General features: G+C 67.7%; 23 protein-coding genes, 1 tRNA gene and 1 pseudogene. 6 read left to right on the top strand and 19 right to left on the bottom strand.

Annotated elements, in window-relative coordinates; genetic code table 11:
• Window positions 1–48 precede the first annotated feature (48 nt).
• Together OPF83_RS07110 and OPF83_RS07105 are read right to left on the bottom strand one after the other, a co-directional pair.
• Window positions 49–1,032 (bottom strand): SRPBCC family protein, encoded by a 984-nt coding sequence (locus OPF83_RS07110; protein ID WP_264886611.1) that lies wholly within the window; start codon window positions 1,030–1,032, stop codon window positions 49–51.
• Between the two features lie 135 nt (window positions 1,033–1,167).
• Window positions 1,168–1,500, bottom strand: a complete 333-nt coding sequence (locus OPF83_RS07105; protein ID WP_264886610.1) for a metalloregulator ArsR/SmtB family transcription factor — start codon at window positions 1,498–1,500, stop codon at window positions 1,168–1,170.
• 289 nt (window positions 1,501–1,789) lie between these two features.
• On the opposite strand from OPF83_RS07105, the gene OPF83_RS07100 reads away from it, so the two are divergent.
• Window positions 1,790–2,335, top strand: coding sequence for a hypothetical protein (locus OPF83_RS07100; protein WP_264886609.1), 546 nt, complete (start codon window positions 1,790–1,792; stop codon window positions 2,333–2,335).
• Between the two features lie 108 nt (window positions 2,336–2,443).
• Here the strand turns inward: OPF83_RS07100 and OPF83_RS07095 are convergent, their stop codons facing one another.
• From OPF83_RS07095 to OPF83_RS07085, 3 genes are all read right to left on the bottom strand, one after another.
• Entirely contained in the window at window positions 2,444–3,859 is a 1,416-nt protein-coding gene (locus OPF83_RS07095) for an FAD-dependent oxidoreductase (protein ID WP_264886608.1), read from the bottom strand.
• A gap of 271 nt (window positions 3,860–4,130) precedes the next feature.
• Window positions 4,131–5,135, bottom strand: a complete 1,005-nt coding sequence (ccsB, locus tag OPF83_RS07090; RefSeq protein WP_264886607.1) for a c-type cytochrome biogenesis protein CcsB — start codon at window positions 5,133–5,135, stop codon at window positions 4,131–4,133.
• The gene (locus OPF83_RS07085; RefSeq protein WP_264886606.1) at window positions 5,132–6,796 is read right to left on the bottom strand and encodes a cytochrome c biogenesis protein ResB; all 1,665 of its coding nucleotides are present in this window, start codon (window positions 6,794–6,796) and stop codon (window positions 5,132–5,134) included. Before OPF83_RS07085 ends, ccsB begins: the two co-directional genes overlap by 4 nt.
• A 265-nt stretch (window positions 6,797–7,061) precedes the next feature.
• Between OPF83_RS07085 and OPF83_RS07080 the strand changes: the two genes are divergently transcribed.
• A tRNA-Gly gene (locus tag OPF83_RS07080) sits at window positions 7,062–7,137 on the top strand.
• A 458-nt stretch (window positions 7,138–7,595) separates the two neighbouring features.
• Here OPF83_RS07080 and OPF83_RS07075 read toward each other — a convergent pair.
• From OPF83_RS07075 to OPF83_RS07030, 10 genes and pseudogenes are all read right to left on the bottom strand, one after another.
• The gene (locus tag OPF83_RS07075) at window positions 7,596–8,456 is read right to left on the bottom strand and encodes a cytochrome c biogenesis CcdA family protein (protein ID WP_264886605.1); all 861 of its coding nucleotides are present in this window, start codon (window positions 8,454–8,456) and stop codon (window positions 7,596–7,598) included.
• Entirely contained in the window at window positions 8,453–9,061 is a 609-nt protein-coding gene (locus tag OPF83_RS07070) for a TlpA disulfide reductase family protein (RefSeq protein ID WP_264886604.1), read from the bottom strand. The genes OPF83_RS07075 and OPF83_RS07070 overlap by 4 nt, the downstream gene beginning before the upstream one ends.
• A gap of 5 nt (window positions 9,062–9,066) precedes the next feature.
• Window positions 9,067–9,687, bottom strand: coding sequence for a histidine phosphatase family protein (locus OPF83_RS07065; protein ID WP_264886675.1), 621 nt, complete (start codon window positions 9,685–9,687; stop codon window positions 9,067–9,069).
• Between the two features lie 284 nt (window positions 9,688–9,971).
• Window positions 9,972–11,321 (bottom strand): glutamate-1-semialdehyde 2,1-aminomutase, encoded by a 1,350-nt coding sequence (gene hemL / locus OPF83_RS07060; RefSeq protein ID WP_375546224.1) that lies wholly within the window; start codon window positions 11,319–11,321, stop codon window positions 9,972–9,974.
• Window positions 11,322–11,412: 91 nt separating this feature from the next.
• Window positions 11,413–13,293, bottom strand: coding sequence for an alpha/beta hydrolase (locus OPF83_RS07055; RefSeq protein ID WP_264886603.1), 1,881 nt, complete (start codon window positions 13,291–13,293; stop codon window positions 11,413–11,415).
• A 245-nt stretch (window positions 13,294–13,538) separates the two neighbouring features.
• A complete protein-coding gene (locus OPF83_RS07050; protein ID WP_264886602.1) occupies window positions 13,539–13,781 on the bottom strand; it encodes a hypothetical protein in 243 nt (80 codons plus the stop codon).
• The gene (locus tag OPF83_RS07045) at window positions 13,778–14,368 is read right to left on the bottom strand and encodes a hypothetical protein (protein ID WP_264886601.1); all 591 of its coding nucleotides are present in this window, start codon (window positions 14,366–14,368) and stop codon (window positions 13,778–13,780) included. Before OPF83_RS07045 ends, OPF83_RS07050 begins: the two co-directional genes overlap by 4 nt.
• Window positions 14,369–14,372: 4 nt before the next feature.
• Complete coding sequence (locus tag OPF83_RS07040; RefSeq protein ID WP_264886600.1) at window positions 14,373–15,029, bottom strand: hypothetical protein; 657 nt, start codon at window positions 15,027–15,029, stop codon at window positions 14,373–14,375.
• Window positions 15,026–16,066, bottom strand: coding sequence for a porphobilinogen synthase (gene hemB, locus OPF83_RS07035; RefSeq protein ID WP_375546223.1), 1,041 nt, complete (start codon window positions 16,064–16,066; stop codon window positions 15,026–15,028). The genes OPF83_RS07040 and hemB overlap by 4 nt, the downstream gene beginning before the upstream one ends.
• 259 nt (window positions 16,067–16,325) lie before the next feature.
• Window positions 16,326–16,734: pseudogene (locus OPF83_RS07030) on the bottom strand (transposase); the annotation flags it as partial.
• A gap of 160 nt (window positions 16,735–16,894) precedes the next feature.
• Here OPF83_RS07030 and OPF83_RS07025 point away from each other — a divergent pair.
• Window positions 16,895–18,199 (top strand): hypothetical protein, encoded by a 1,305-nt coding sequence (locus OPF83_RS07025; protein ID WP_264886598.1) that lies wholly within the window; start codon window positions 16,895–16,897, stop codon window positions 18,197–18,199.
• A 137-nt stretch (window positions 18,200–18,336) separates the two neighbouring features.
• On the opposite strand, the gene OPF83_RS07020 is transcribed toward OPF83_RS07025, so the two are convergent.
• The 4 genes from OPF83_RS07020 to OPF83_RS07005 all read right to left on the bottom strand — a co-directional run bounded on the left by OPF83_RS07020 (window position 18,337) and on the right by OPF83_RS07005 (window position 21,633).
• Window positions 18,337–18,936 (bottom strand): recombinase family protein, encoded by a 600-nt coding sequence (locus OPF83_RS07020; protein ID WP_264886597.1) that lies wholly within the window; start codon window positions 18,934–18,936, stop codon window positions 18,337–18,339.
• A gap of 66 nt (window positions 18,937–19,002) precedes the next feature.
• A complete protein-coding gene (locus tag OPF83_RS07015; protein ID WP_264886596.1) occupies window positions 19,003–19,677 on the bottom strand; it encodes a hypothetical protein in 675 nt (224 codons plus the stop codon).
• Between the two features lie 103 nt (window positions 19,678–19,780).
• A complete protein-coding gene (locus tag OPF83_RS07010) occupies window positions 19,781–20,389 on the bottom strand; it encodes an NYN domain-containing protein (RefSeq protein WP_264886595.1) in 609 nt (202 codons plus the stop codon).
• Window positions 20,390–21,336: 947 nt separating this feature from the next.
• Entirely contained in the window at window positions 21,337–21,633 is a 297-nt protein-coding gene (locus tag OPF83_RS07005; RefSeq protein ID WP_264886594.1) for a hypothetical protein, read from the bottom strand.
• Here OPF83_RS07005 and OPF83_RS07000 point away from each other — a divergent pair.
• The 3 genes from OPF83_RS07000 (at window position 21,585) to OPF83_RS06990 (ending at window position 22,762) form a co-directional block, all read left to right on the top strand.
• A complete protein-coding gene (locus OPF83_RS07000; RefSeq protein WP_264886593.1) occupies window positions 21,585–22,292 on the top strand; it encodes a lipase family protein in 708 nt (235 codons plus the stop codon). The two genes, OPF83_RS07005 and OPF83_RS07000, sit on opposite strands and share 49 nt — an antisense overlap.
• The gene (locus tag OPF83_RS06995) at window positions 22,289–22,474 is read left to right on the top strand and encodes a hypothetical protein (protein ID WP_264886591.1); all 186 of its coding nucleotides are present in this window, start codon (window positions 22,289–22,291) and stop codon (window positions 22,472–22,474) included. The genes OPF83_RS07000 and OPF83_RS06995 overlap by 4 nt, the downstream gene beginning before the upstream one ends.
• Window positions 22,475–22,564: 90 nt before the next feature.
• Window positions 22,565–22,762 (top strand): hypothetical protein, encoded by a 198-nt coding sequence (locus tag OPF83_RS06990; RefSeq protein WP_264886590.1) that lies wholly within the window; start codon window positions 22,565–22,567, stop codon window positions 22,760–22,762.
• The last annotated feature ends 97 nt before the right edge of the window (window positions 22,763–22,859 follow it).

The raw sequence follows: 22,859 nt of genomic DNA, 5'->3' as shown, positions 1-22,859 counted from the left end.
ACAGCACCGGGGGCCGCGGGCACTGCCCACGGCCCCCGCCGCCTCGCCTCACGCGGCGGCCAGCACCTCCCTCTCCAGCCGCTGGAAGCTGATCTCCATGCCGTCGGTCATGCCGGTACCGAGGATCGCGTCACGCTGCTCGCGGCTGGCGTAGGTCATCACGATCGAGATCAGGGTGCCGCCCTCGACGGCGGTCAGCGTCTGCTCGTTGCGGACCGGCGGGCCGTCGACGCCCTCCATGCTCTCGGCGAACACCTCGCGGTGCGGCGGCTCCGACTCGAGCAGCTCCCCGACCAGTGCGAACGCCTGCTCGGCGGGGCCGTCGGTCGGGGCGTAGGCGTAGCGATACCTCTCGCCCGGCGCGGCCGCAATGACACAGTCGGTGAACTCCCACCCGTCGGGGCCGGTGCACCACCGGCGGAACAGGTCGGCGTCGTGGTGTGCGGCCCAGACCTGCTCGGGGGTCCCGCGCACCACTCGGCTGACCCGCACGCGGGTGTCGGAGAGCGTCTGCGCCAGTACCGCCTTGTCCGCGGCGAAAGTCCGGAGGTCGGCGAGCACGTCATCGATCTGTCCCATCGCCGCGGTCATGCCCTCCTCCATGCCCATCTCGACGAGCTGCTCGAGTTCCGCCAGGCTCGGGAAGTGGGTCGTGGTGGTGAGCCGCGAGCCGGCATCGGTCTCGACGAACTCGAGCACCATGCGCATCGTGGGCAGGTCGCGGTTCGGCTGCCCGTCGGGGCCGGTGAAGCCGTCGATCACCTCGAACGAGCGTCCCTCTTCCACGGCGAGGAACTCCCAGTAGCCGCCGGAGCGCTCGCCGTCGGGGCCGGTCATGTAGTAGGTCGAGAGTCCGCCGGGGGTGAGATCGTGCCGGTCGAAGGTCGCGGGCCACTGGGGTGGCCCCCAGAACTTCTCGATCTGCCGCGGGTCGGCGTAGGCGTCCCAGAGACGCCGGAGCGGGACGGGGAAGTCGGCGACGACGACAAGGGTCAGCGCCTCCGGGTCCTTGACTACTGAGGTGATGGGCATGACGTGCCTCCTGGAGAGATGTAGTGCCTGGGTCGTGGGTGGGCGTCGTGGTCAGGAAATGGCGTTAGTGAATGTCGTCAGGGTGTGCGGTCCGTGATCGTGGGCGTGTGGGTCCTTTCCGTCGTCGGCCGGGATTCAGTCTTCGGCCAGGAGCGCGTCGAGTCGGTCGATGCGCCCGCGCCAGATCTGTTCAAAGCTGGCGAGGAGCTGTTGTGCGGTGCGGATGGCGTCGGGGTTGCCACGGATTCGGCGCTGTCTGCCGATGCGTTTGTCGCTCACCAGTCCTGCCTCCTCGAGAACGTTGACGTGTTTGCGGACCGCGGCGAACGACATGTCGTAGCGCTCGGCCAGCTCGGAGACGGACACTTCCTCGACGAGGGTGCGCCGGACGATGTCGCGTCGGGTGGAATCGGCCAGGGCCCGGAAGATCCGGTCGACGTCGGCGTCACTCAAGGTCGTCGCGTTCATGCGCCCCTCCCAGGTCCCTATTGCCGATTATGAAACCATCTGGTTTCACGTTAGGTCCGGTGGGCGTCCCGGTCAATACCCCCGCGCGATTTTCCTGAGGCGACTCCCGCCCCGGACATACTCGTCAGCAGAGCGTCACGCCCCGTCAGTCGAGCGACACGCCCGTCGGCGCAGCGTCAAGCCCGTCGGCACAGTGTCACACCCGGTAGCCCAGCCGGCGCGCGTCGCTCTCGAGGCCTTCCGGCGCAAATCCCCTACGGAACAGCGGGGACGAGGGCACAATCGGGCCATGGTCAGGTCTGCCAACACCGCCGGTATCGCCTCCGGCACCGCACGGTCATGGGACGAGTGGGTCGCCCTGCTCGACGACGCCGGCGCACGCGAGATGAACCACACCGAGATCGCCAGGGTGGCGCTGGAGTCGATGCCGGCCGGCGTCGAGCGGGCCGAGTGGTGGGCACAGGGCACCGCGGTCGCCTACGAACAGCAGGTCGGACTGCGGGTGCCGGGCCAGTCCTGCACGGGCGACTTCCAGCTCTCCACCTCGCGCACCGTCGCCGGGGAAAAGGACTCCGTCCTCGAGGCGTGGTCCGAGGTGGTCGCCGGGCGCGAGGAGTTCGGTGGCGTTCCGGTCGAGTCCTCACCGACCACGTCGAGCACCGAGAAATGGCGCTACTGGCGCGTCCCGTTGGCCGACGGGACGCGAGCGGCCGTGAACTTCAGCGACAAGCCGGGCGGCAAGACGTCGGTGGGCGTCAACCACACCAAGCTCGACTCGGCCGAGGCGATCGAGTTCTGGCGCCCGATCTGGAAGGACCTGCTCGCGCAGCTCTGAACCCGTACAACACCTCGGCGGGCCCTCCCATCAGGGAGGGCCCGCCGTGTGTACGTAGTAATCCGAGCAGAGTCCGATCAGTGCAGGGTCGTGATCAGAGCAGTGGCGTCAGTGCGTCAGTGCGCCGGCCGCGACGCGCACCATCTCCTCGCGCGTGGCCACCTTCACCCGCTCGCGCGGATGCGCGTCGGTCTCACCGAGCGTGCGCTCGTGCTCGTCGAGCGCCACCCAGCCGTCCCAGTCGGTTGTGGTGATCCCACGCTCGTCGAGGAGAGGCCGCAGCCCCTCGAAGCCGTCGGTGCCGTCTGCTGACTCGATACCGTCCGCCGACTCGACGCCGCGAGCGGCGAGATCCTCGAGGAGATGGGTGATGGTCTGCTGGGCGTCGGACTTGGTGTGCCCGATCAGTCCGATTGGGCCGCGCTTGACCCAGCCGGTGACGTACGCGCCCGGCACGGCCTCACCGGACTCGTCCAGTACGCGCCCGCCGTCGTTGGGGATCACGTTGCGGCCGAAGTCGAACGGCAGCCCCTCGATCGGATCCGACTTGTAACCGATCGCCCGGTAGACCGCTCCGACCTCCCAGTCGACGAACTCTCCGGTCCCCCGCGCGTTGCCGGTCCCGTCGAGTTCGGAGACCTCGGTCCGCAGTCCGGTCACCCGGCCGTCCTCGCCCAGGATCTCCGTCGGCGCCGCGCCGAAGTGCAGGTGGATACGGCAGGCCGCGTCCGGCTTGGGATCCTTGGCGAGGTACGTGGTGAGCACGTTGACAACGAGTCGCTGGGACTTGTTCTGGCGCACGTACTCCTCGGACCCCTCGTCGAACTCGAAGCCCTCGGGGTGCACGATCACGTCCACGTTCGGCGAGTGCGCCAGCTCCCGCAGCTCCATGGGCGAGAACTTGGCCTGCGCCGGGCCGCGACGCCCGAAGACGTGGACGTCGACGGCCGGATTGGCGGCGAGCCCCTCGTGGACGTGGTCCGGAATCTCGGTGACGAGCATCTCCTCGGCCGTCTTGGCCAGCACCCGCGCGACGTCCAGCGCGACGTTCCCCATGCCCAGGACAGCCACCGAGGTGGCCTCCGGACGGAACTCCCACTCCTGCGGCGCATCGGGGTGCGCGTCGTACCAGCTCACGAAATCCGCGGCGCCGAAGCTGCCCTCCAGCTCCACACCGGGGATGTTCAGGTCGGCGTCCTTGCGCGCCCCGGTCGCCATGACGATGGCGTCATAGTGGGCCCGCAGCTCGTCGATGCTGACGTCACGGCCGATACGCAGGTTGCCGTGGAATGAGATCTCGGGCTTGCTCATCACCCGGTTCAGCGCCTTGACGATCTCCTTGATGCGGGGATGGTCAGGCGCCACCCCGTAGCGGATGAGACCGAAGGGGGTCGGATCGGCATCGAACACGTCGACGGCGATCCCGTCGTAGCCTGCCGGAAGCTCCGACGAGGTCACGATATCTGCGGCGTACGTCCCCGCAGGCCCTGCGCCAACAATGGCAATACGCAATGTCCTGGACAAGTAGAACCCCTCACTAGCTGTGGCCGCGCACGTTGGTGTGAGCACCCGAGATCCCGCGACCATGATCTGATCGCCGAGCGGCCGTGTTTCAACAGAAGCGAACCCATCCCCCGATGGGTGTGACGCCGCATGTTCGGCCGGTGGCCCCGAGTGCCTGTCCACGACGTCCGCGACTCCGAAGCTCACATCCTAGTGCACTACCGGTGAGTTAGGGCAGCCTAACCTTAAAAATGAGTGCTGCGTCACACTGCCGCTCAGGTCACACTGCCGCTCAGTTCAGGCCGGCGTACGAGTGCAGGCCCGAGACGACGATGTTGATGAAGAACAGGTTGAAGATCAGCACCGCGAAGCCGGCGAGGTTGATCCACGCGGCCTTCTTGGGCCCCCACCCGGACGTCGCCCGGGCGTGCAGGTACCCGGCGTAGAGCACCCAGGACACGAACGACGCGGTCTCCTTGGGGTCCCAGCCCCAGAAGCGACCCCAGGCACTCTCGGCCCAGACCGCGCCGAGCAGGATCCCCACGCCGAAGATCGGGAACGCGATGACCGTGGTCCTATACGCCAGCCGGTCGAGAGTGTCGGCGGCGGGCAGCGGCCGCGCGATCGCCGCGCCCCAGCCGGATTCCAGGCCCTGCGGCTGCCACACGCGGATCAGGTACATGATCGACGCCACCCCGGCGATGAGGAGGATGCCCGAACCCAGCGAGATGATCGACACGTGGATCGGCAGCCAGTACGACCGGAGCGCGGGCACGACCGGGGCCGCCTCGGAGTACAGGTGGGTGCCACCGAAGAACAACAGGGCGAGCACCGGGACGAGCACGTACGGCCACGCCACCGCCATCGCGGGCTTACGCAGGAACACCAGACCGGCGGCGACACCCAACAGGGTGGTTGCGAGGATGAACTCGTACATGTTGCCCCACGGGAAGCGGCTTGTGGCCACCCCGCGGAGGATCAGCGCGGCCGCCTGGAACAGCCACGCGATGATCACGAACAGCTGCGCGATCCGCGCCCAACGCAGACTTCCCGCGGACGCCCGGTCCTCGTCACCGGTGTCGGTCAGTGACACCGACTCCGTCAGGCCCGGTCCACCCGATCCGGCGAGCTCGCGTCGCGACTCGGTCACCTTGGCCACTCGGAACCCGGCGTAATAGATCATCGACGCCAGCAGGGCCAGCGCGTAGATGCCGAACGCCGTCCGGAATGCCAGGTCACTGTAGTTCGAGAGCGTCTCGTTGACAGGCAGTCCCTGCGCGAGAATCAAGGTGTTCACCGGGTGTCGTCCTTCCGCGGGGTGCCGGGGTGTGTGCCCCGGCTAGATGCAGTGTCGTCCGTCCCGGTCGCTCCGGGCAAGACGGGTGTGACCGTGGACTCGGCCACGAGACGGTCACGGAGGTCGTCGAACTCACGGCCCCAGCCCGATCGGTCCGTCCGGGCCAGGCCGCCCAGGTCGACGCGGGTCACGCCGTCGTCGTCGACACCGACCCTCGCCCACACACGCCGGCGCCGCACCATCAGGCTCAACACCAGGCCACCCATCATGACCGCGGCGAACACACCCACCCAGATCTGCGTGGGGTCCTCGGAGACCTGGATGTTGATGAACTCCTCGGCGCCGTCGAACCGGACCTCCGTCCCGTCGGCGAGCGTCGTGGACTCCCCCGGCCGCAGGTTGACGCGCGCCTCGCGTTCCAGCGCGCCCGACTCGATGAGATCCGGCTCCAGCGAGAACACCGACTGCGGACGACCGGTGTCCAGTCCGGCGTCACCGCGGTAGACGTCGATCGCCACCGCCGGATCATCCATCCGCGGGAACCGGGAACTGAGCAACGTGCCGTCGAACTGCGCCGTCGGCGCGAACAGGCCCTGAATGGCGATCTGCTGCTCACGACGGTCCGCGAGGTCCGGGTACATACCCGCCGGCGGGTCGAAGCGCATGATCCCCGAGGACAGGAACGTCTGCAGTTCGGTGGGCTGCCAGTGCTGCGTGTCCGTGCGGGTCTCGCCGTTCGGGAAGGTCACCGTGAACGTGGGGGCGTAGCCGTGTCCCTGCAGGTACACACGGGTGCCCCCGATGCGCAGCGGGTGGTTGACCCGCATCTCGAAGTGCTCCCACGTGTCGGGATCGGTGGTCGAGATCTCGTCGGTGTAGCGGACGTTCGAGGTGAACATCTCCGCCTGCCCGTTGGGCAGGTAGTCGGCACGGAAGTCCTCGATCTTGATGCAGAACTGCTCGAGATCCGTGCCGTCGACCAGCAGCCCGGCGCGGAACGAGTCGTACGCGCTCGGGGTCGTGTTGCAGAACGCGGGCGACTCGGCGTTCGCGATGAGGACCCGCATCCCCTCCGCGTATACGAACTTCCCGGCCGCGAACATGATGAGCAGGGCCAGCAACGCGAAGTGGAACACGATGTTTCCGACCTCACGCATGTACCCGCGCTCGGACGAGAGCTCGATGGTGTCGGGGACCCGGCCGTCTCCGTCGTTGCGCCGGACCCGCCAGCCCCGCAATGCGCCCTGCACCCGGTCCGCCGCCTGCTCGGGCGACTCCGTCGTGCGGTACGACGCGTGGTGCGGCATCCGGCCGAGGTTCCGCGGCGTGAGGGGCGGCGGGGTCCGCAGCTGCTTGACCAGTTCGATCGACCGCGGCGTGACGCACCCGACCAGCGAGACGAAAAGCAACACGTACACGGCCGTGAACCACCAGCTGGAGAACACGTCGAACAGCTGGAGCTTGTCGTAGAGCTCCCCTAACCAGCCGTTCTCCTCGATGTACTCGAGGACCTTGCCCTCGTTGAGGCTGCGCTGCGGCAGGAGCGCGCCGGGGATGGCGGCCACCGCGAGGAGGAACAGCAGGATGAGGGCCGTGCGCATCGCCGTGAGGGTGCGCCAAGCGTTGCGGAGGAAGGCCGTGACGGAGGCGAATCTGGGCATGGGGTCCATCTGCGGGTCTCGGTGCGCCGATACCTGCCCGGAAAGGACGGTGCCCGGGTACTGTTCGGCGCCGGTCGGTCCCAGGCTAGTCGGGGCGACCTGAGGGAAACCTGGCAGGGTGAGTCGCGCCCGGCGGGTAGAGCGGTCTCGTGCCGACACGCTGGCCCTGAAGCGCTGATCGGGCCCCGAGTTGGACGTGGAAAATCGATCGTCTAGTGTTCTTATCCGCAGGGGGCACGAGCAGGACACGCTCCCTGGGCACGATGCGGATGTGGCGCAGCTGGTAGCGCATCACCTTGCCAAGGTGAGGGTCGCGGGTTCGAATCCCGTCATCCGCTCCACAGAGAAATCCCGGGTCCACGCTGAGCGTGGACCCGGGATTTTTCTCTGCTGGGCAGGATCCCCTGGGCACGTCCACGGCCTGTGCTCGACGCGCGGAATTCTTGTCGACACTGTCGCGATTCTTGTCGCCGGTGCTGCGATTTTCGTCGCGTTTCACCGCAGTGGTGCCATCAAATTTTTAATGCCCCTGGACGCCAGGACGCCAGGACGGCAGGACGGCAGGACCGCAGGACCGCAGGACCGCAGGACGGCAGGACGGCAGGACGGCAGGACGGCACTTAAAGCTGCGGCACGGGGCACTCTCCAGTCCTGTTCACTCGATTCTGGATTCTCCGGCCCCGGCAGCTGCGACCCCACCGACACCTACACCTGCACCAGCACCTGCCACCCCCACCGCCACCGACCGAACTCCTGCACCACAGGCCGTCGCGGAGTCGCGGTGTGACGGGATGGTGGATCAGATGGGCAGTGTCGTGTCGGTGATGGCGAAGTCGCGCAGCCAGTACACGAACTCCGACCACAGGCCGGTGAGCAGGGCCAGGCCAACGAGGATGAGCAGCACGCCGCCGAAGATCTGGATCCGGCGCGTGTTGCGCTGCAGCCAGCCGACGGTGCGCACGGCCCAGGTGGAACCGAACGCCACGATCACGAAAGGCAGGCCGAGTCCCAGGCAGTACGCGACGATCAGCAGGACGCCGCGGGCCGCGTCGAGACCCGTGCCGGCCGCCACCGACAGGGCGGCCGCCAGCGTCGGGCCGAGGCACGGGGTCCAGCCGAGGGCGAACACGGCGCCGAGCACAGGCGCGCCGAGCCAGGTGGACAGTGCCTTGGGCTGCATGCGGGTGTCGCGCTGCAGGGTCGGGACGAGGCCGATGAACACCAGTCCCATGAGGATGGTCACCACGCCGCCGAGACGCTGCAGAAGCTTCTCCTGGGGCTGGAGGTACTGGACCGTCCCCAGGACCATGGCGCTGAGCAGGACGAACACCACGGTGAACCCGGCCACGAACAGCAGGGAGGCGCCCACGACGCGCATCCGGGAGGCCCGGCGTGTCCGCCGCTCCTCGACCGTCAACGTGGCCACGGCCGCGCGCTGCTTCTCTGCGGCGGCGACCGTCGCCGGCGGGCGCTCGGCGCCCACGACGCTGGAGAGATAGGCGAGGTATCCCGGCACCAGCGGAACGACGCACGGCGAGGCGAAGGACACCAGTCCGGCCAGCAGGCACGCGCCGAGGGCCAGGATGATCGGCCCGGACGCGACGGTCTGTTGGAAGGTCTCCCCCACGCTCTGCGCGAGCAGGATCACCTCGGGGTTCACGCCGCGGTCCCCTCTTCGGCCAGTAGACCTGAGACGGTGTCCTTGAGCCCCTCGTCGGTGATCTCGGCCAGGTAGACGGCGGCCACGCGGTGCTGCTTGTCGAGGATGATGGTGGCCGGTACGACGGACGTCGGGAAGCCGTGCAGTGCGGCGACGGCGGCGTTGCTCGGGTCCCAGATCGACGGGTAGGTGATCCCGTTGTCGGTGACGAAGTCGACCGGCTTCTGCCGGTTCGGATCCCGCAGGTTGATGCCGAACACGGTCGCGCCCTGCGGCTCGAACTCCTCCTGCAGCCGCTGGAGGTCGTCCGACTCGGCACGACACGGACCACACCACTGTCCCCAGAGGTTGAGGATCACCACCTCACCTGCGTGGTCCTCCTGCACGTTCAGGGTGGTGTCCGGGTCGAGCAGGTCGGGACCGGAGAGGGGGGCGACGGGCTTGCGCTCGTCGGGGGCGTAGTGGATCTCGATCTGCCCGTCGGGGCTGACGAACTCGAACGTGTCGGGACCGGCCACCACTGCGTCGTCGCCGGTGGCACAGGCCCCGGTGGCGAGCACTCCCGCGAGCATCAGCGCGGCGAACGCGCGACGGGTCTTGACCATGTGTTTCAGGCTCCGGTCTGCGAGGGATCCGACGCTCCCGCCGGTTCCGAGTAGACGATGTCACGCAGCGTGGTGCCCTCGAACACGAGCGAGGTGACCGACGCGAGCGAACACTGTCGTTTCCGCGGATCGTGCCACAGACGACGCCCCTCGAGAAATCGTCGGGTGGTGTACACGGGGAGCTGGTGGCTGACGAGGACCGCCTCGTGCCCGCGCGCCACGTCGAGCGTGGAGTACACGGCGCCGATCATGCGGTGCGCGATCTGCAGGTACGGCTCCCCCCACGACGGGCGCAGGGGGTTGAGCAGGATCGGCCAGTACTGGGGATCGCGCAGCGCACCGCCGGGGCCGCCGACCCTACTGCCCTCGAACCGGTTGTCGGCCTCGATGATGTCCTCGTCGATCCCCACCGGCAGCCCGAGCTTCTCGGCGAGTGGGGCGGCGGTCTCCTGCGCGCGCTGGAGCGGCGAGGCGACGACCGACACGATGTCGTGCCCGGTCCCCAGCACCCGGCCGACCGTCTCGGCCTGGCTGCGTCCCAGCTCGGAGAGCCGGAATCCGGGCAGGCGACCGTAGAGGACGCCGTCGGGATTGTGGACCTCGCCGTGGCGCACGAGGTGGACGATGGTCTGGGTCTCGGTGCCCCGGGCCGAGGCGTCCCGGGAGGTCGACGACGACGAGCTCGGCTCACCCGGTGCCGCGATCGACCCCGGCTCCGCCCCGTAGGCCTCGGACCCCTCGGCCTGTGCCGGGACACGGCGGTCACCGGCGTCGGCCGCCGGTCCGGAGACGGCCAGCGAGGGCGGCGCGTCTGCGGGGGCGGGATGGTCTCCGCGCAGGGGGATCGGCAGAGAAGTGGGGCCGGTCGCGGGGACGGCGAGCTTTCCGCGCAGGCCTCGTTTGATACTGCTCATCGGTCGGCCTCCGGTGTGGTGGCGGCAGCGGCGGCCTCGGCCGCGACGGGCAGAGCATCGGCGATGTGCTGGAAGTCGTCGTCCGTCAGTGCGGTGGAGACGAACCAGGTCTCGAACGCGCTCGGCGGGGCGTAGATGCCGCGGTCGAGCAGCGTGTTGAAGAACGGCGCGTAGCGGAAGGTCTCGGCGGCCTTGGCACCGGCGTAGTCGGTGACCTTGTCCTCGGTGAAGAAGGTGCTGAGCATGGTGCCTGCGCGCTGGATGGTGTGGGCGACCCCGGCGGCCTGCAGGGCGTTGGTGATGAGCGCCTCGAGCCGGTCGGCGTTGGTCTGCAGCGTGTAGTAGGCGGAGTGGTCCGCCAGGCGCAGCGAGGTGAGGCCGGCGGCCACGGCGACGGGGTTCCCGGACAGGGTTCCCGCCTGGTAGACGGGACCGGCGGGTGCGAGGTGGCTCATCACGTCGGCGCGACCGCCGAACGCGGCGGCGGGCAGCCCGCCGGACATGACCTTGCCGAACGTCGTGAGGTCGCCGGCCACACCCTCGATCCCCCACCAGCCGCGGTCCCCTGCCCGGAAGCCGGTCATGACCTCGTCCATGATGAGCAGCGCGCCGTTCTCCGAGCAGAGAGTGCGGAGTTCCTCGTTGAACCCGGGCAGCGGCGGGACCGTGCCCATGTTCCCGGCGGCGGCCTCGGTGATGACGCAGGCGATCTGGTCACCGTGGGTGGCGAACGCGAGGCGGACCGCGTCCACGTCGTTGTACGGCAGCACGATCGTGTCCTGGGCCGCGGCGCCGGTGACCCCGGGAGAGTCCGGCAGCGAGAAGGTGGCGACGCCCGAGCCCGCGTCGGCCAGGAGGGCGTCGACGTGGCCGTGGTAGCAGCCCGAGAACTTGACGACCTTGGCGCGGCCCGTGAAGCCGCGGGCCAGACGCACCGCGCTCATGGTGGCCTCGGTGCCGGAGTTGACCAGCCGGACCTCCTCGACCGACGTGCGGGCGATGATCTCGCGGGCCAGGTCCACCTCGCCCTCGGTGGGGGTGCCGAAGCTCAGCCCGCGCGAGGACGCCTCACGCACCGCGTCGACGATCTCGGGATGGGCGTGGCCGTGGATCATCGGCCCCCAGGAACACACCAGGTCGATGTAGGTGTTGCCGTCCACGTCGATCATGCGCGAACCCCGCGCCTCACGCATGAAACGCGGGGTTCCTCCGACGGAGTTGAAGGCGCGGACCGGGGAGTTGACCCCGCCGGGGATCAGCTCACGGGCTTCGGCGAACAGCTCCGCTGATCGTGTGGTGCCGGACAAGCCGGACGGGGTCTGGAAGGCATCACTCGAAGTCGTCACGTTCCCAGTGTCTCAGAGAACTCGGACGAGCACCCGTCCGCCCGCGGCCCGACCCCCGCCGAGGTCGGGCCGTTCCCGTGCCGGACCCGGGTCAGGCCTGCGGCGCCGCCAGAGCAGGCGCGGCGTGCGGGGCGAAGAAGGACTTGGCCGCGGTGTCGATCTGGCCGGCCACGTCCTGGATGGCCTTCTCCGCCTGCTGCTGCAGCTGCTGCGGGGTGGGCAGCGGTGCCGGGGCGGGCAACACCGGAGCGGGGGCAGGCTGGGCGGCCGGAGCCGCGGCGGGCGCCGGGGCGGGCGCCGGGGCGTTCGGAGCGGGCGTCGCCCGGCCGGTGCCGTACCAGTCGTCTGCGCCGGCGACGTTCCCGGACATCCCCTCGGCTGCGGCGGCCGCGCGGTCGTCCGCGCCCCACTTGGGAAGCGGATCGGGCGAGGGCTTGCCGGCGACGTGGCCCGGGTCTGCGATCCCCGTCTCGAGGAACTTCATGACGACGTCGTCCACGAGCTTGTTGCCCGACCGGAACGTACCGTGGTCGCCGCCGCCGACGGTGACGAGCGTGCCGCCCAGTGCCTCCGCGGTGCGGATGGCCCCGGCGATCGGCGTGACCGCGTCGCGCTCGGAGTGCAGGACGAGGGGCTTCTCGTCCAGCGCGTCACCGTTCGGGTCGATCGTCTGCGCGACGGGAGCCCAGCCCACGCAGTCGTCGCCCGCGGCCTCGACGGCGGCGCGGGTGGTGAGGCGGTTGCCGCCGGTGTGCTTGTCGATCTTCGCGGCCATCACGCCGAGCTCGTTCGACGGGGCGGCCGTCTCGTTGCACGTGATGATCGAGTTCATCTCGATGTCCGTGCGGTAGATCGGCGCCGGGTTCTCCTGCGCCGCGAGCATCTTCCCGACCGTCTCGTAGTCGACCCGCGCGATCTCGCCGCCGTCGTTGTAGTACTTGAGGATGTGCGCGAGCATCGGCCACGCCTGCTCGCTGTAGGTGGCGCCCACCGTGGCATCGTACAGGCCGGTGGTGGCGTTGTTCGTCAGCCCCTGCAGGGCGGCGGCACGCACGAGTCCCTCGGCGCGGGCCCGCCCGGGCGCGGTCGTGTTGATCACGTCCAGCGCGGGCTGCGCGAGCGGGGTGTCACGCAGCTCGACGGGCAGGTCACCGGTCTGGGCCGGCGGCGGGGTGAGGTTCGCGGGACCGCCCACCTCCTGGTCGGTCACCCACTTCCACGAGTGGAACACCTTGAGCGGGGTGTCGCCCAGCCCGTAGTAGTCGTCGCGCTCGGCGATCCAGCCGAAGATGTCGTTGATCCGGTCCGCCTGGGCGAATGCGCCCTGCTCGGCCTGCTCGGACCAGCGCCAGTCGGGGTGGGTGTTGGAATCCAGGACCATCCGGCCGGTGTGCTCGGGGAACAGCGTCGCGTAGTCGGTCCCGATCGCCGTGCCGTAGGACACGCCCACGTAGTCGATCTCGGCCAGCTCGAGGGCGGACCGGACCGAGTCCATGTCGCGCGCGGCGTTCTCCGTGGTCATGGACTTCATGTAGGCCGGATCAGTGCCGTAGCACGCGTCGTGGAGCGGGTTGGCCGCGTTCGGGCCGATGTACGACACGTCGCAGACCATCGGGTTGGAGCCGTACATCCCCCGCGGCTGGACCGCCACGAGGTCGTGGTTCTCGTACAGGCCCGCCGGGGCGTTGCCGTCCAGAGGCGGGGCCCAGAAGTTGAGCGCGTAACTGCCCGGGCCACCCGGGTTGCCGAACACGGTCGACTTGGCCTGCCCTGAGGAGGCCTTGATCCGCGTCAACGCGACCTGCGTCTGCGCACCGTCCGGATTCGAGTAGTCGACGGGCACGTCGACGGTGCCGCACTCCATCCCCTTCGGCAGATACTCGGACTCCACGCCGAGCATGTCAGTGCAGTTCTGCCACTGCACCGGGGCGGCCGCGGCCACACCGGTCCCAAGTAGTGCGATCGCTCCCACGACCGCGGTGGTGCCTACAAAAGTGCTAGACGGCTGCACCTATCCCCGATTCCATTGCGCTGAAAATGTCTTCCCGTGTCCGGACACCGAGGCGGGTCACCCTGACATCACGCGTCCGAATCGTCACAAATGTAACCTGTGGCGCGAACCACGCGGCACCCACCCTCGAGCACTCAGCGAACCGTCACCCGATCGTTACCGCACCACGGGGAATTGCGAGGAAACCGCAGGCAGAAGTGGATATATCAGCGTGCCTTCAGGCCCGCGCCTCTCAGGATCGCCAGCGTTGTGAACAGCAGAGACATCCCCGCCGCGACGGTCGCCGCGAGCAGCATCCATGTGGTGGTGACGGACTGCTCGAGATACCCCTCGACGGGCGGGTCAGTCGCCGGCGGGAGCACCCGGATCGAGCCCTTCGACAGCCACCACAGGACGACCGCCAGAATCGCCCAGACGACCGCGACGCCGGCGTTGCGCCGGGCACTCATGCCGGGTCCGGGAACTCGTCGTCGTCGTACCCGGATCGCCGGTCGCCCCCGACTGTCCCGCCGTCACCCACAGCCCCGGAACCGCCGGCGGTTCCGGCCGGTCCGGCGTCACCGCCGGCAGCGACCGCACCGGCCAGCGCGTCCCGCAGTCGGTCGGGCCTGCGACCCCACGCCCGCACCTCGGCGCCCGAGTCCAACCTCAGCCCCACGGCCCCGCGGCGGCGAGGCACCTCCCGCAACTCCCCCAGGGTCCGCGCGGACTGCCACGACTGGGTCTCCCCGGCCGCCGGCGGCAGCACCTCCGCGACCCGGGCCAACTCCAACTCCTCGGTGCCCTGGTAGTAGGCGGTGGGCGTGAGCCGGACGCGACCGTGCACGCGCGTCGCGGCGATCATCACGGCGTGGCACGCGGCCGAGGCCACCGCACAGACGGTGAGCATCAGCCAGTGCACCGGCGCGCCCGTCACGACCTCGAACAGCCCCGCCGCCAGGCAGAACAGCGGCGCCGCCAGGATCCACGCCCAGCTCCACCCGTCCTCGGCGTAGAGGATCGGCCCCTCGGGCTCGACCCCTGGACGGTTCTGCATGGGATCAACCGGCGGCACCGCGACCCCCGGTGCCGACGAGGAACTTTGTCGCCTCGGCGGTGTGCTGGCGCCACACCGCGGTGCCGGCGCACAGGCCGGCGAGGATCTGCAGCGAGAAGACGACGAAGGTGAGCACGTCCCCTCGCCCACCGCCCGCGGCGACGCCGGTGAAGACGCCGACGACGACGGAGACCGCGTCCACGACGAGAAATACGGCCACCAGATTGAGCATCGTGCGCGCCCAGCCCTTGCCCGCGCGCAACCGGAAGGCGAGCCACACCGTGACTGCGGCGGCCGCCACGGCCAACACGGCTCCGAGGACCAACGCCGCGGTGAAGGCCCCCTCGACGGTGACGCCGCTCGCCCCGGCGTCGGTGACCGCCTGCTCGACGGCGTCCCGGGTGGCGGCCGGGAGATCGCCGTACTTCGCCGTGGCCGAGTTGATCAGAGCACCCACCAGCGCGAGCACCGTGGCCGCGAGCCACAGGGTCCAGGCGATGGTGATCTCCTCCGGTGGCGTCGGCCGCGCGGGGCGTCCGCCCGGAGCGGAGTCCTCGGTGGTGGAGGTGTCAGGAGTGGAGGTGTCAGGAGTGGAGGTGTCAGGAGTGGAGGCGCCCGGCGGGGTCGGTGCGGGCGGGCGCCACGGTCCGCTGGAGGTCACCGGCCGCCCCAGCCTTCGGCCAGCCGCCGGGCGGCCAGCAGCGCCCAGTAGGTCAGCACGATGTCGGCTCCCGCACGGCGGATGGACAGCAGCGACTCCATGACCGCGGGGTCGTGGTCGATCCACCCCTTCTCGGCGGCCGCCGAGATCATCGCGTACTCCCCGGAGACCTGATACGCGGCCACGGGCACGTCGGAGATCTCGGCGGTCTGACGCAGGATGTCGAGGTACGACATCGCGGGCTTGACCATCACCATGTCGGCGCCCTCGTCCAGGTCCAGCCGCACCTCACGCAGCGACTCCCGCAGGTTGGCGGGATCCTGCTGATACGTGCGGCGATCCCCCTGGAGCGACGACCCGACCGCCTCGCGGAACGGGCCGTAGAAGGCGCTCGCGTACTTGGCGCTGTAGGCAAGGATCGACACGTCCTGGTGCCCCTCGGCGTCGAGGGCCGCGCGGATCGACGCGATCTGGCCGTCCATCATCCCGCTCGGTGACACCACATGCGCCCCGGCGGCGGCCTGCGCCACGGCCAGCTCGTCGTAGGCGGCCAGGGTCCTGTCGTTGTCGACGACCGTCTCCCCGTGGGGGCCGGCGCGCAGCACGCCGCAATGACCGTGGTCGGTGAACTCGTCGAGGCAGGTGTCTGCCATCACCACCAGGTCGTCGCCCACTTCTGCGCGGACGGCGGACAGCGCGCGGTTGAGGATGCCGTCGTCGCGCGCACCGCAACTGCCGGCGGCGTCCTTGTCCTCCTCGCGGGGAACGCCGAAGAGCATGATCCCGCCGAGCCCCGCCTTGACCGCGGCTGCGGCCTCACGACGCAGAGAGTCCTCGGTGTGTTGGACCACGCCGGGCATCGAGGCGATGGGGCGCGGCTCGTCGATCCCGTCGGCGATGAACGCCGGCAGGACGAGCTGCCGGGCATGGAGCGAGGTCTCCCCCACCAGGCGCCGCATCGCGGGCGTCCCCCTCAGACGGCGGGGTCGAATCACGGGGGCGGCAGGGATTTCCGACGAGTCCTTCACGCTCCCCACTCTAGATAAGTCCCCGCCGGGGCGGCGAGGCGTCTCAAGCAGGCGGTTCGGAGAGCAACCACAGGCCACGACCTGCCGGCAATGTCCATACCCGGCCTGAGAAAGTGATGAGTAGTTCACGGTCCCGGCCCCCGCTCAGACCTGGTCCGTGCACTCGGCGTGGATACGGGGATCTGGAAAGTCGGAGGTCCCCCGCATCTGCGCTGACCTCGACGCCGAGGTCAGACGCGATGGACGGGAGGCCATTCAGTATCTCCTATATGTTTGATATTTGATCTTCAGGCACGAGGATTCCCACCCGAGAAACGTGGTTCACGGCGCGGGTGGACACCCCGTGCACGTAGGCCTGCATGATCACCGCGCAGGAGGGCCCGGTCGATGCGGCGACGCCGCTCCAGCAGCGCGGGGAGGAACGACCCAAAGCGCAGCTTGGGGATCTTCGCTTCGATGTCCTCTACGGGCGTAGAGGCGGTCTTGGTGCGGTGCCCGTTGCGGTGCGTGGTGCGGCCTTCGGTGCGCTCGTAGCGGTCGGCACCAATCTTGGCCGCGGCTTCTGCCTCGATCAGCGCCTGCAGGCCGGCCCGCACGAGTTCGGCGAACATGGCCTGCGGATCGGCGGACAGAAGTGCATCGAGCTGGGCGTGTACGCCAGAATGGGACTGGGTCAGCGCGTGGTGTGTCCTTTCGGTGAGCTACTTGGCGGTAACTCATTGACCACTACGCGATGACCCACCCCCCTGGCGGACCAACACACCGTCGTCAGCCCAAACCCCGGCCCCCAAACCCCACCACGCCAGGAGACTTACCCCTTTCTGATTAAGGAGAGCGATGAGCGCTGTAGACGGCACGGTCGTGCCCGTTTGGACTTTGTCCACTGTCGAGGGCGCTACCGTTCCCTCGCTCGCTGATGATGGACCTCTTAGCTCGGAGAGGTTGACCGAGCTCAGGTCCGCGCTTGCCGCGTTCGCCTCGGCGCCGTTGGTGACGTTAGAGGCCCATCCGCTGCCGGCTAGGCGCGAAAGCTCGAGCGGACTGCCGCTCGACGCCATGAGCCCTCTGGCGAAGGAGCTTTCAAGGCTCGTGACCCGCTCATCGAATGCGCCTGTTGTGGCGCAGGTCGCCCAACCGACTGAGGTGCTGTATCGGATGCATGTGCCTGCGAAGGTGGCATCCCAGTTCGGCCAGGGCCTAGTGAAGCAGATGCCGTCAAGGGCGGTCGATGGGGGCGTTTACGGGGATCTGCTCGGTCGGACCGGGGTTGTGGCCAAGGCGTCTTTTGTGCCGGTCGAGGTGACATCGGTAGGGGCCAAGGGGACAGTCGTTGGCGCCGCTGCGGGGACGGCTGCAGCGGGGACCGCGGTGACTGTGGCCGCTCCGCTGGTGCTCATGGCTGTCGCGGTGGGCGCTAGTGCATATGCCGACCAACAGCGCCAGAAGGCCATCGAGAGCATCACTGAGCTTCTGGAGAAGCTCCACGTTGACAAGCTGGAGGCTGAACGAAGTGAGCTCACCGGTTGCCGTGACGCGATCGACAAGGCCACGACGCTTTTGCTGGATCATGGGAAGGTCGGTGCCTCTCTCGGCCTCGATTCGGCTGTTCACGCGATCAGCACCGCGACGCAGAATGCAGAGCATCGCGTGAAGAAGTGGGAAGCCGCGCTCGACGCGATCGCCGGTGATCGCGTCGATACCACCGAGCTGGAATCGGCGTTTCCGGGGATCACCGGCGACGGTGGCGAGTTCCGCGCTCATCTCGAGTTGGCTTCACTGGCGATCGCGCTCAAACGGCGGGTGATCGTTCTGCAGGGCGTCGAGGTCGGCCAGAACCATGAGGACAACCCTTTTGAGAATTTCCTCCGAAGTCTTCGAGAGGACCAGAAGCGGATCTCCGACTTGGAAGACCGTGTGCAGAAGGTCCTGCGGCGGCTGTCGACGCTCGAACTGCGCTCGTCGAAACGGCTTATAGACAGGTTGCTGACCAGCGCACAGGTCGACAACCTACTCAAAACGTCGTACCGGCTGCGTGCACTCGCGCCCGCGCACAACACCATCTCACCAAGCGGTGATGTGGTGATCGAGATCGAAAAACGCAGTGACGGCTCGCTCCTGGTGCTCCCGGCCTCTGCCACCTAAACCGCACGCAATGAACCTGGTTGATCACCTGGCTAGTTGAGCCCACGGGCTCGTATTCTCAGGCACCCGTGGGGTGATCGGGGATCTCCCCGTGCGCAGATCGGTTAAGGCGTGTCGTTTGTCGAACGCGCACTCCCCTAGTTTTCTAGGGCCGGGTGTCCGGCGTGGTTGTAGAGGTCGAGGTAGCGGTAGACGGTGGCGCGGCTGACGCGTGCTTCACGTGCGATTTCAGTGACGGTGTATCGACGGTTTCCGTGTTCGTCCTTCGCGTACAAGAGCTCCATGATGACTTTCTGTTTCTTGGAGAACTTGATCTGGGGCCGTCCGGGGCGCTTGCCGTTATCTGCCGACTTAGCTATGCCGGTTCGGATGCGGTGGGAGCGTCCGATGGTGTTGACATCATCGAGAGCGAGGATTGTTCGAAGGAAGATGCGTTCGGCATCAAGCTCGGTGTGGAGTTGTCTGTCGAGGATGTGCAGGTGGGCGTTTCGGGCGTCGATGGCGGTGACGTGGTCGACGAGGGCGGTGGCGTGGCGTGCGAGACGGTCGAGACTGGTCACAACGAGGGTGTCGCCAGGGTTGAGGTTCTCGAGCGCGGTGGCCAGTTGTGGTTGGGCGGCGCCGGTTTCGCGGGCGTCGTCGAGGAAAATCTGCTGGCAGTTAGTGTCGGCTAGGGCCTCGTGCTGGTGTTCAGGATCGGTATCGGTGGGATAGATCCGTCCGTATCCGATCTGCATGAGGCTGAATATAGCAACCCGCGCGCCCCGGCCCCTTTCAGTTCAGGGGCCGGGGCGCGAAGGTGCTCAGGCTGCGGACGGGTAGGTGTCCTCGTGCAGAGCGTGGGCCTGGGCGATGGCCTGGTTCAGGGCGTTGATGTCGTCCATCAGGTCCCAGTCGCAGATGTGGTCCTCGATGCAGGATGCGCCTGTGGTGATGAGGTCCCAGCCGGTGCGCACGAAGCGGGCGTCGAGGCGTTCCTCGTCGAGGAAGACTTCCGGTGCACGCCCCAGGCGGGCGTCGGTGATGAGCGAGACGGCCTGTGCGCGCGTGTGGTGGTTGCCGTCGATCAGCCGCGGCTCGAGTCTGGGCTTGATGCCTTGCTCGACGGCGGTCGCGAGGGTGTCCAGCTGGAGGTAGCTAGCTGCGGTGTCGTCCCCGTCGAACCCGTGTCCCACGATGAGCAGCTCCTCGATCGGCCGGACTGCTCCGTTGATCAGGGTCCACGCCTCGTCGCGTTCCCCCATGTCGAGCATGATCGCGCCCAGGTGGACCAGGCTGCTCGCGCGCATGAGGTAGGTGGCTAGGGCCAGGAACTGATCTCGCTCGCAGGTGGTTGCCCATTTGCTGACGGTCGACTCGTCGATGATGTCGACCAGGGCGACCTTGACGATGCCGGCGACGTCCGCCAGAGCCATGCGGTCGGTGGCAGCATCGGTGACGGCGTTGCTGAGGGTCTCGGTGATGTTGTGGTCATTCATTGGGTTCTCTTTTCTCTCGGTTTCATGGAGCAGTGGCCGGGGCCGCCTGCACTGTGGTGTCGGCGGCCCCGGATGCTGTGGTGTGGTGCGGTGGGCGTGGGGGTTACGCCGCGAGCTGGTGGTCTCGAGGGGTCGCGACCTTGTGGAAGGTCTCGGATCCGAGCCAGTGGCACCAGCCGGGCTTGCCACTGCCCTGGCGGATCCACAGGCCCGCGCTTTGCCCTTCCCATCGGGCGAGCTCGATGTGCGCTCCGGGCTTGGCTACCGCCCGATCTACTGCGGGCTGCAGGTCGCGATCGGCTGAGAACACCACCACCGAATCCACCTTCGGGTCGCTGGCCTGATCCATGACCTGCATACCGAGCTCCATATCGACGCCCTTCTCGATCCCGCTCTCCCAGTGGTTTTCGAAGGCGATGACCTGGACCCGCTTGTCGCGCTGCCAGAAACGGATGTTCTGGTCCGCGATCATCCTGGCCCGGGGGTTCTGCGCCCGGTTATGGACGCCGATCACGACCGTGACCGATACGACCCGAGAGGGACGATTGCGCTGAGCTGCGATCTCGTCGGCGAGCTTGCCGAAGTCGAGCACATACCGGTCGATCTGGTCCCCGAAGTCCAGCACCTGATCCGCACCGCGAAGTGCGTTCCAGCCGTCGAAAATGACGGCCACGTTCTGGGGCAGGGAGACGACGTTGTTGTTCTGGATCATTTAATGTCCTTTCAATGACATATTCGGATTATTCTCTCTGATGTGATTGAGTGGAAAATTCATGAGTTAAACCATCACCCAAAAGCAATGTATACAACTTCTCCGAATTACCTATATCGCTTCGGCGCACACCCTCTTTGGGATATCCAAGTCGCAACCACCACCTAATCAAATCAAACAGTGCATCGTCGCGCAACTGCCCCACTCCGCTCGACACGCTGCGAGAATGCCAGTTTTAGACACAGTTTACGGACGCCTCTACCTGCGGATATGGCACCTGCCGAGCAATCGCCGGGGTGCAGTTTTTACGGGAAATACTGGATTTAATACCCGAATTATTGCAGCCTCGAAGATGGGCATTTTTGCATCTTATTTTTAAATGGTTCTCGAATGCTTCAAGCGAAGTTAGCGTTTTCCCTTTATGGGTCGACAATAATTGGGCAATAGGAGTCGAATTACCGCGCACCCCCCTATCTGCGGCTTTGCCGACAGGGTTGGATTGTTGCGCGTTCTGGACCTCGTGCAGGGCGGCCCTCAGGTCGGGCCACGAGGGGGCCTGCTGGCGACGGAGGGCGGCTAAATCGACGTCTCGCGGGGGCCCGTCAGGGCGCCGAAGAGGGGACCAGGACCGCCGGCAACCTCCACTTCTGGCCGTTATGAAACTGTTACCAAAATTTGGGAGAAGTGGGCCTCTGGGCGCATCCCAGCCCGCCCTCGCCTTCGTTCGGAAGAGGTAGACCCCTCCGAGGAGAGTGATCAAGGAGGACTCCGCCACAGATCGCAGTCGCCCATCAGCGGGCTGCTACGCCTCACCGAGAGCTGCAAGCCACATTGTGAGCAGGAATCAGTCGGGCCTGCCGGTACAACACGTTTCGTCCGCCACGTGGTCGCCGCCGATGAGACCGATTCCGTCTAGTCGCTAGCGTTCCGGGCACTGACGCGCCCCCCTACTGGTGGCGACGGTGATCGGCGAGTGTGCGACCGCCGCTGTAGACGGGCTTGCCGTCGGCGCCGTGGCGGTGTCGGCGCGGATCGCGGGCTGCTCGGCGTAGGTCCCGGAGCAGGTCGGCGGCTCGATCGTCGCCGAGTTCGGTGATGGCGGTCCTGTAGGCGCCCTGGCTGGACCAGTCGAGGTCAGGAAGGCCGATCACGGCGCGGTGCCAGCGCAACAGCTCGAGAAACTCGGCGTCGCCGATTGTCGCGGCGACCTCCTGGATCTGGGCGACGATGTGGAGGTCTGCCATGTGGCGGCACATTAGCGCCGCGGTCGGACAGTCCCCTACTGGCTAAGGTCGCGGGCGGCGACGAGGCCGGCGATGAAGTCGGCGACGCGGTCGTCTTCGCCAGCCACTATGCCGGCATGGCGCTGCTCAACGGACTCCGCGCCGCCTACCAGGTGCCCGGCCCGGGACTGAACCCGAACAACGACATCGGCGTCTTCGGCATCGCCGGCGGAGGGGTCAGTGCCGCGGTCGCGATCGAGTACCAGCCCTGGTACGCGCCCGAACTGCCCGTGTCAGCGACCGTCCTCGAGGCGCTCGCCGTGGACCAACGCAGCTTCATCGACTTCGCCGACGGTCACCTCGGGTCCGGCTTCGTGCTTGCCACGCTCGTGGGTCTGGAGTCCCAGTACCCCGAGATGAGGCTCAACGAGAAACTCAACCCCGCGGGCCGTGCGATGGCCGACCTGTTCCGCGACTCCTGTCAGGTCCCCTTCTACTACCTCACGCCGTTCCTGCCGCAGAACCTCCTGTTCACCAGCGGCATCCCGCCAGCCGACGAACCCGATTTCCAGCACGTGAACCGCGACAACAACCTGGGCCGCAACAACCCTGAAGGTGACCCGGCGCTGCGGCCCCGGGCAAGGTGCTGGTCACCTCATGTGCCGCCGACGACTCGATGATGGTGGTCACGCCCGCGCAGGACATCCGCGATCTCGCCAACGCGTACCGCGACCAGGGTGTCGACGTGCACTACCACGGACTCGACTGTGGGCCCGATGTGATGATCACCGATGCCTACCGGTGGATGACAGAACTGTTCGGCATGCACGCGATCGACTGGCTGCTGGACGAGATCCGCTGACGGACCCCAGACCAGACCCCGACCCCGACCCCGACCGTGACCGTGACCGTGACCCTGACCCTGACCCCGACCGTGTGGAGACACCAGCTGATGGACACCAACAGATCGACCCCAACAGACAAGGACACCGCGATGGGACGACTTGACCTCCACCCCGACGACCTGCTGGCGATCGCGCCGGCCATTTTCCACAGCCTCGCCTACTCGTTCACATGGGGAAGCCTGGCGAACGTCGTGACCTCCGTCGACGGGCTGGACGCCGCAATGGGCGATCCGGGACGCTACTGACCCCGACCGGTCTCCACGCCTCCACAGACAACGCGACGCGCCCCGAGCAGTCGAGCTCGGGGCGCGTCGGCGTCCGCGAAGTGTGCGGCGGCGAGGA

Source organism: Dietzia sp. NCCP-2495 (assembly GCF_026011735.1).
In the GTDB taxonomy this organism is placed as follows: Bacteria; Actinomycetota; Actinomycetes; order Mycobacteriales; family Mycobacteriaceae; genus Dietzia.
Note: the sequence above shows the minus strand (reverse complement) of the source record. Positions and strands in the feature narration are given on the sequence as shown.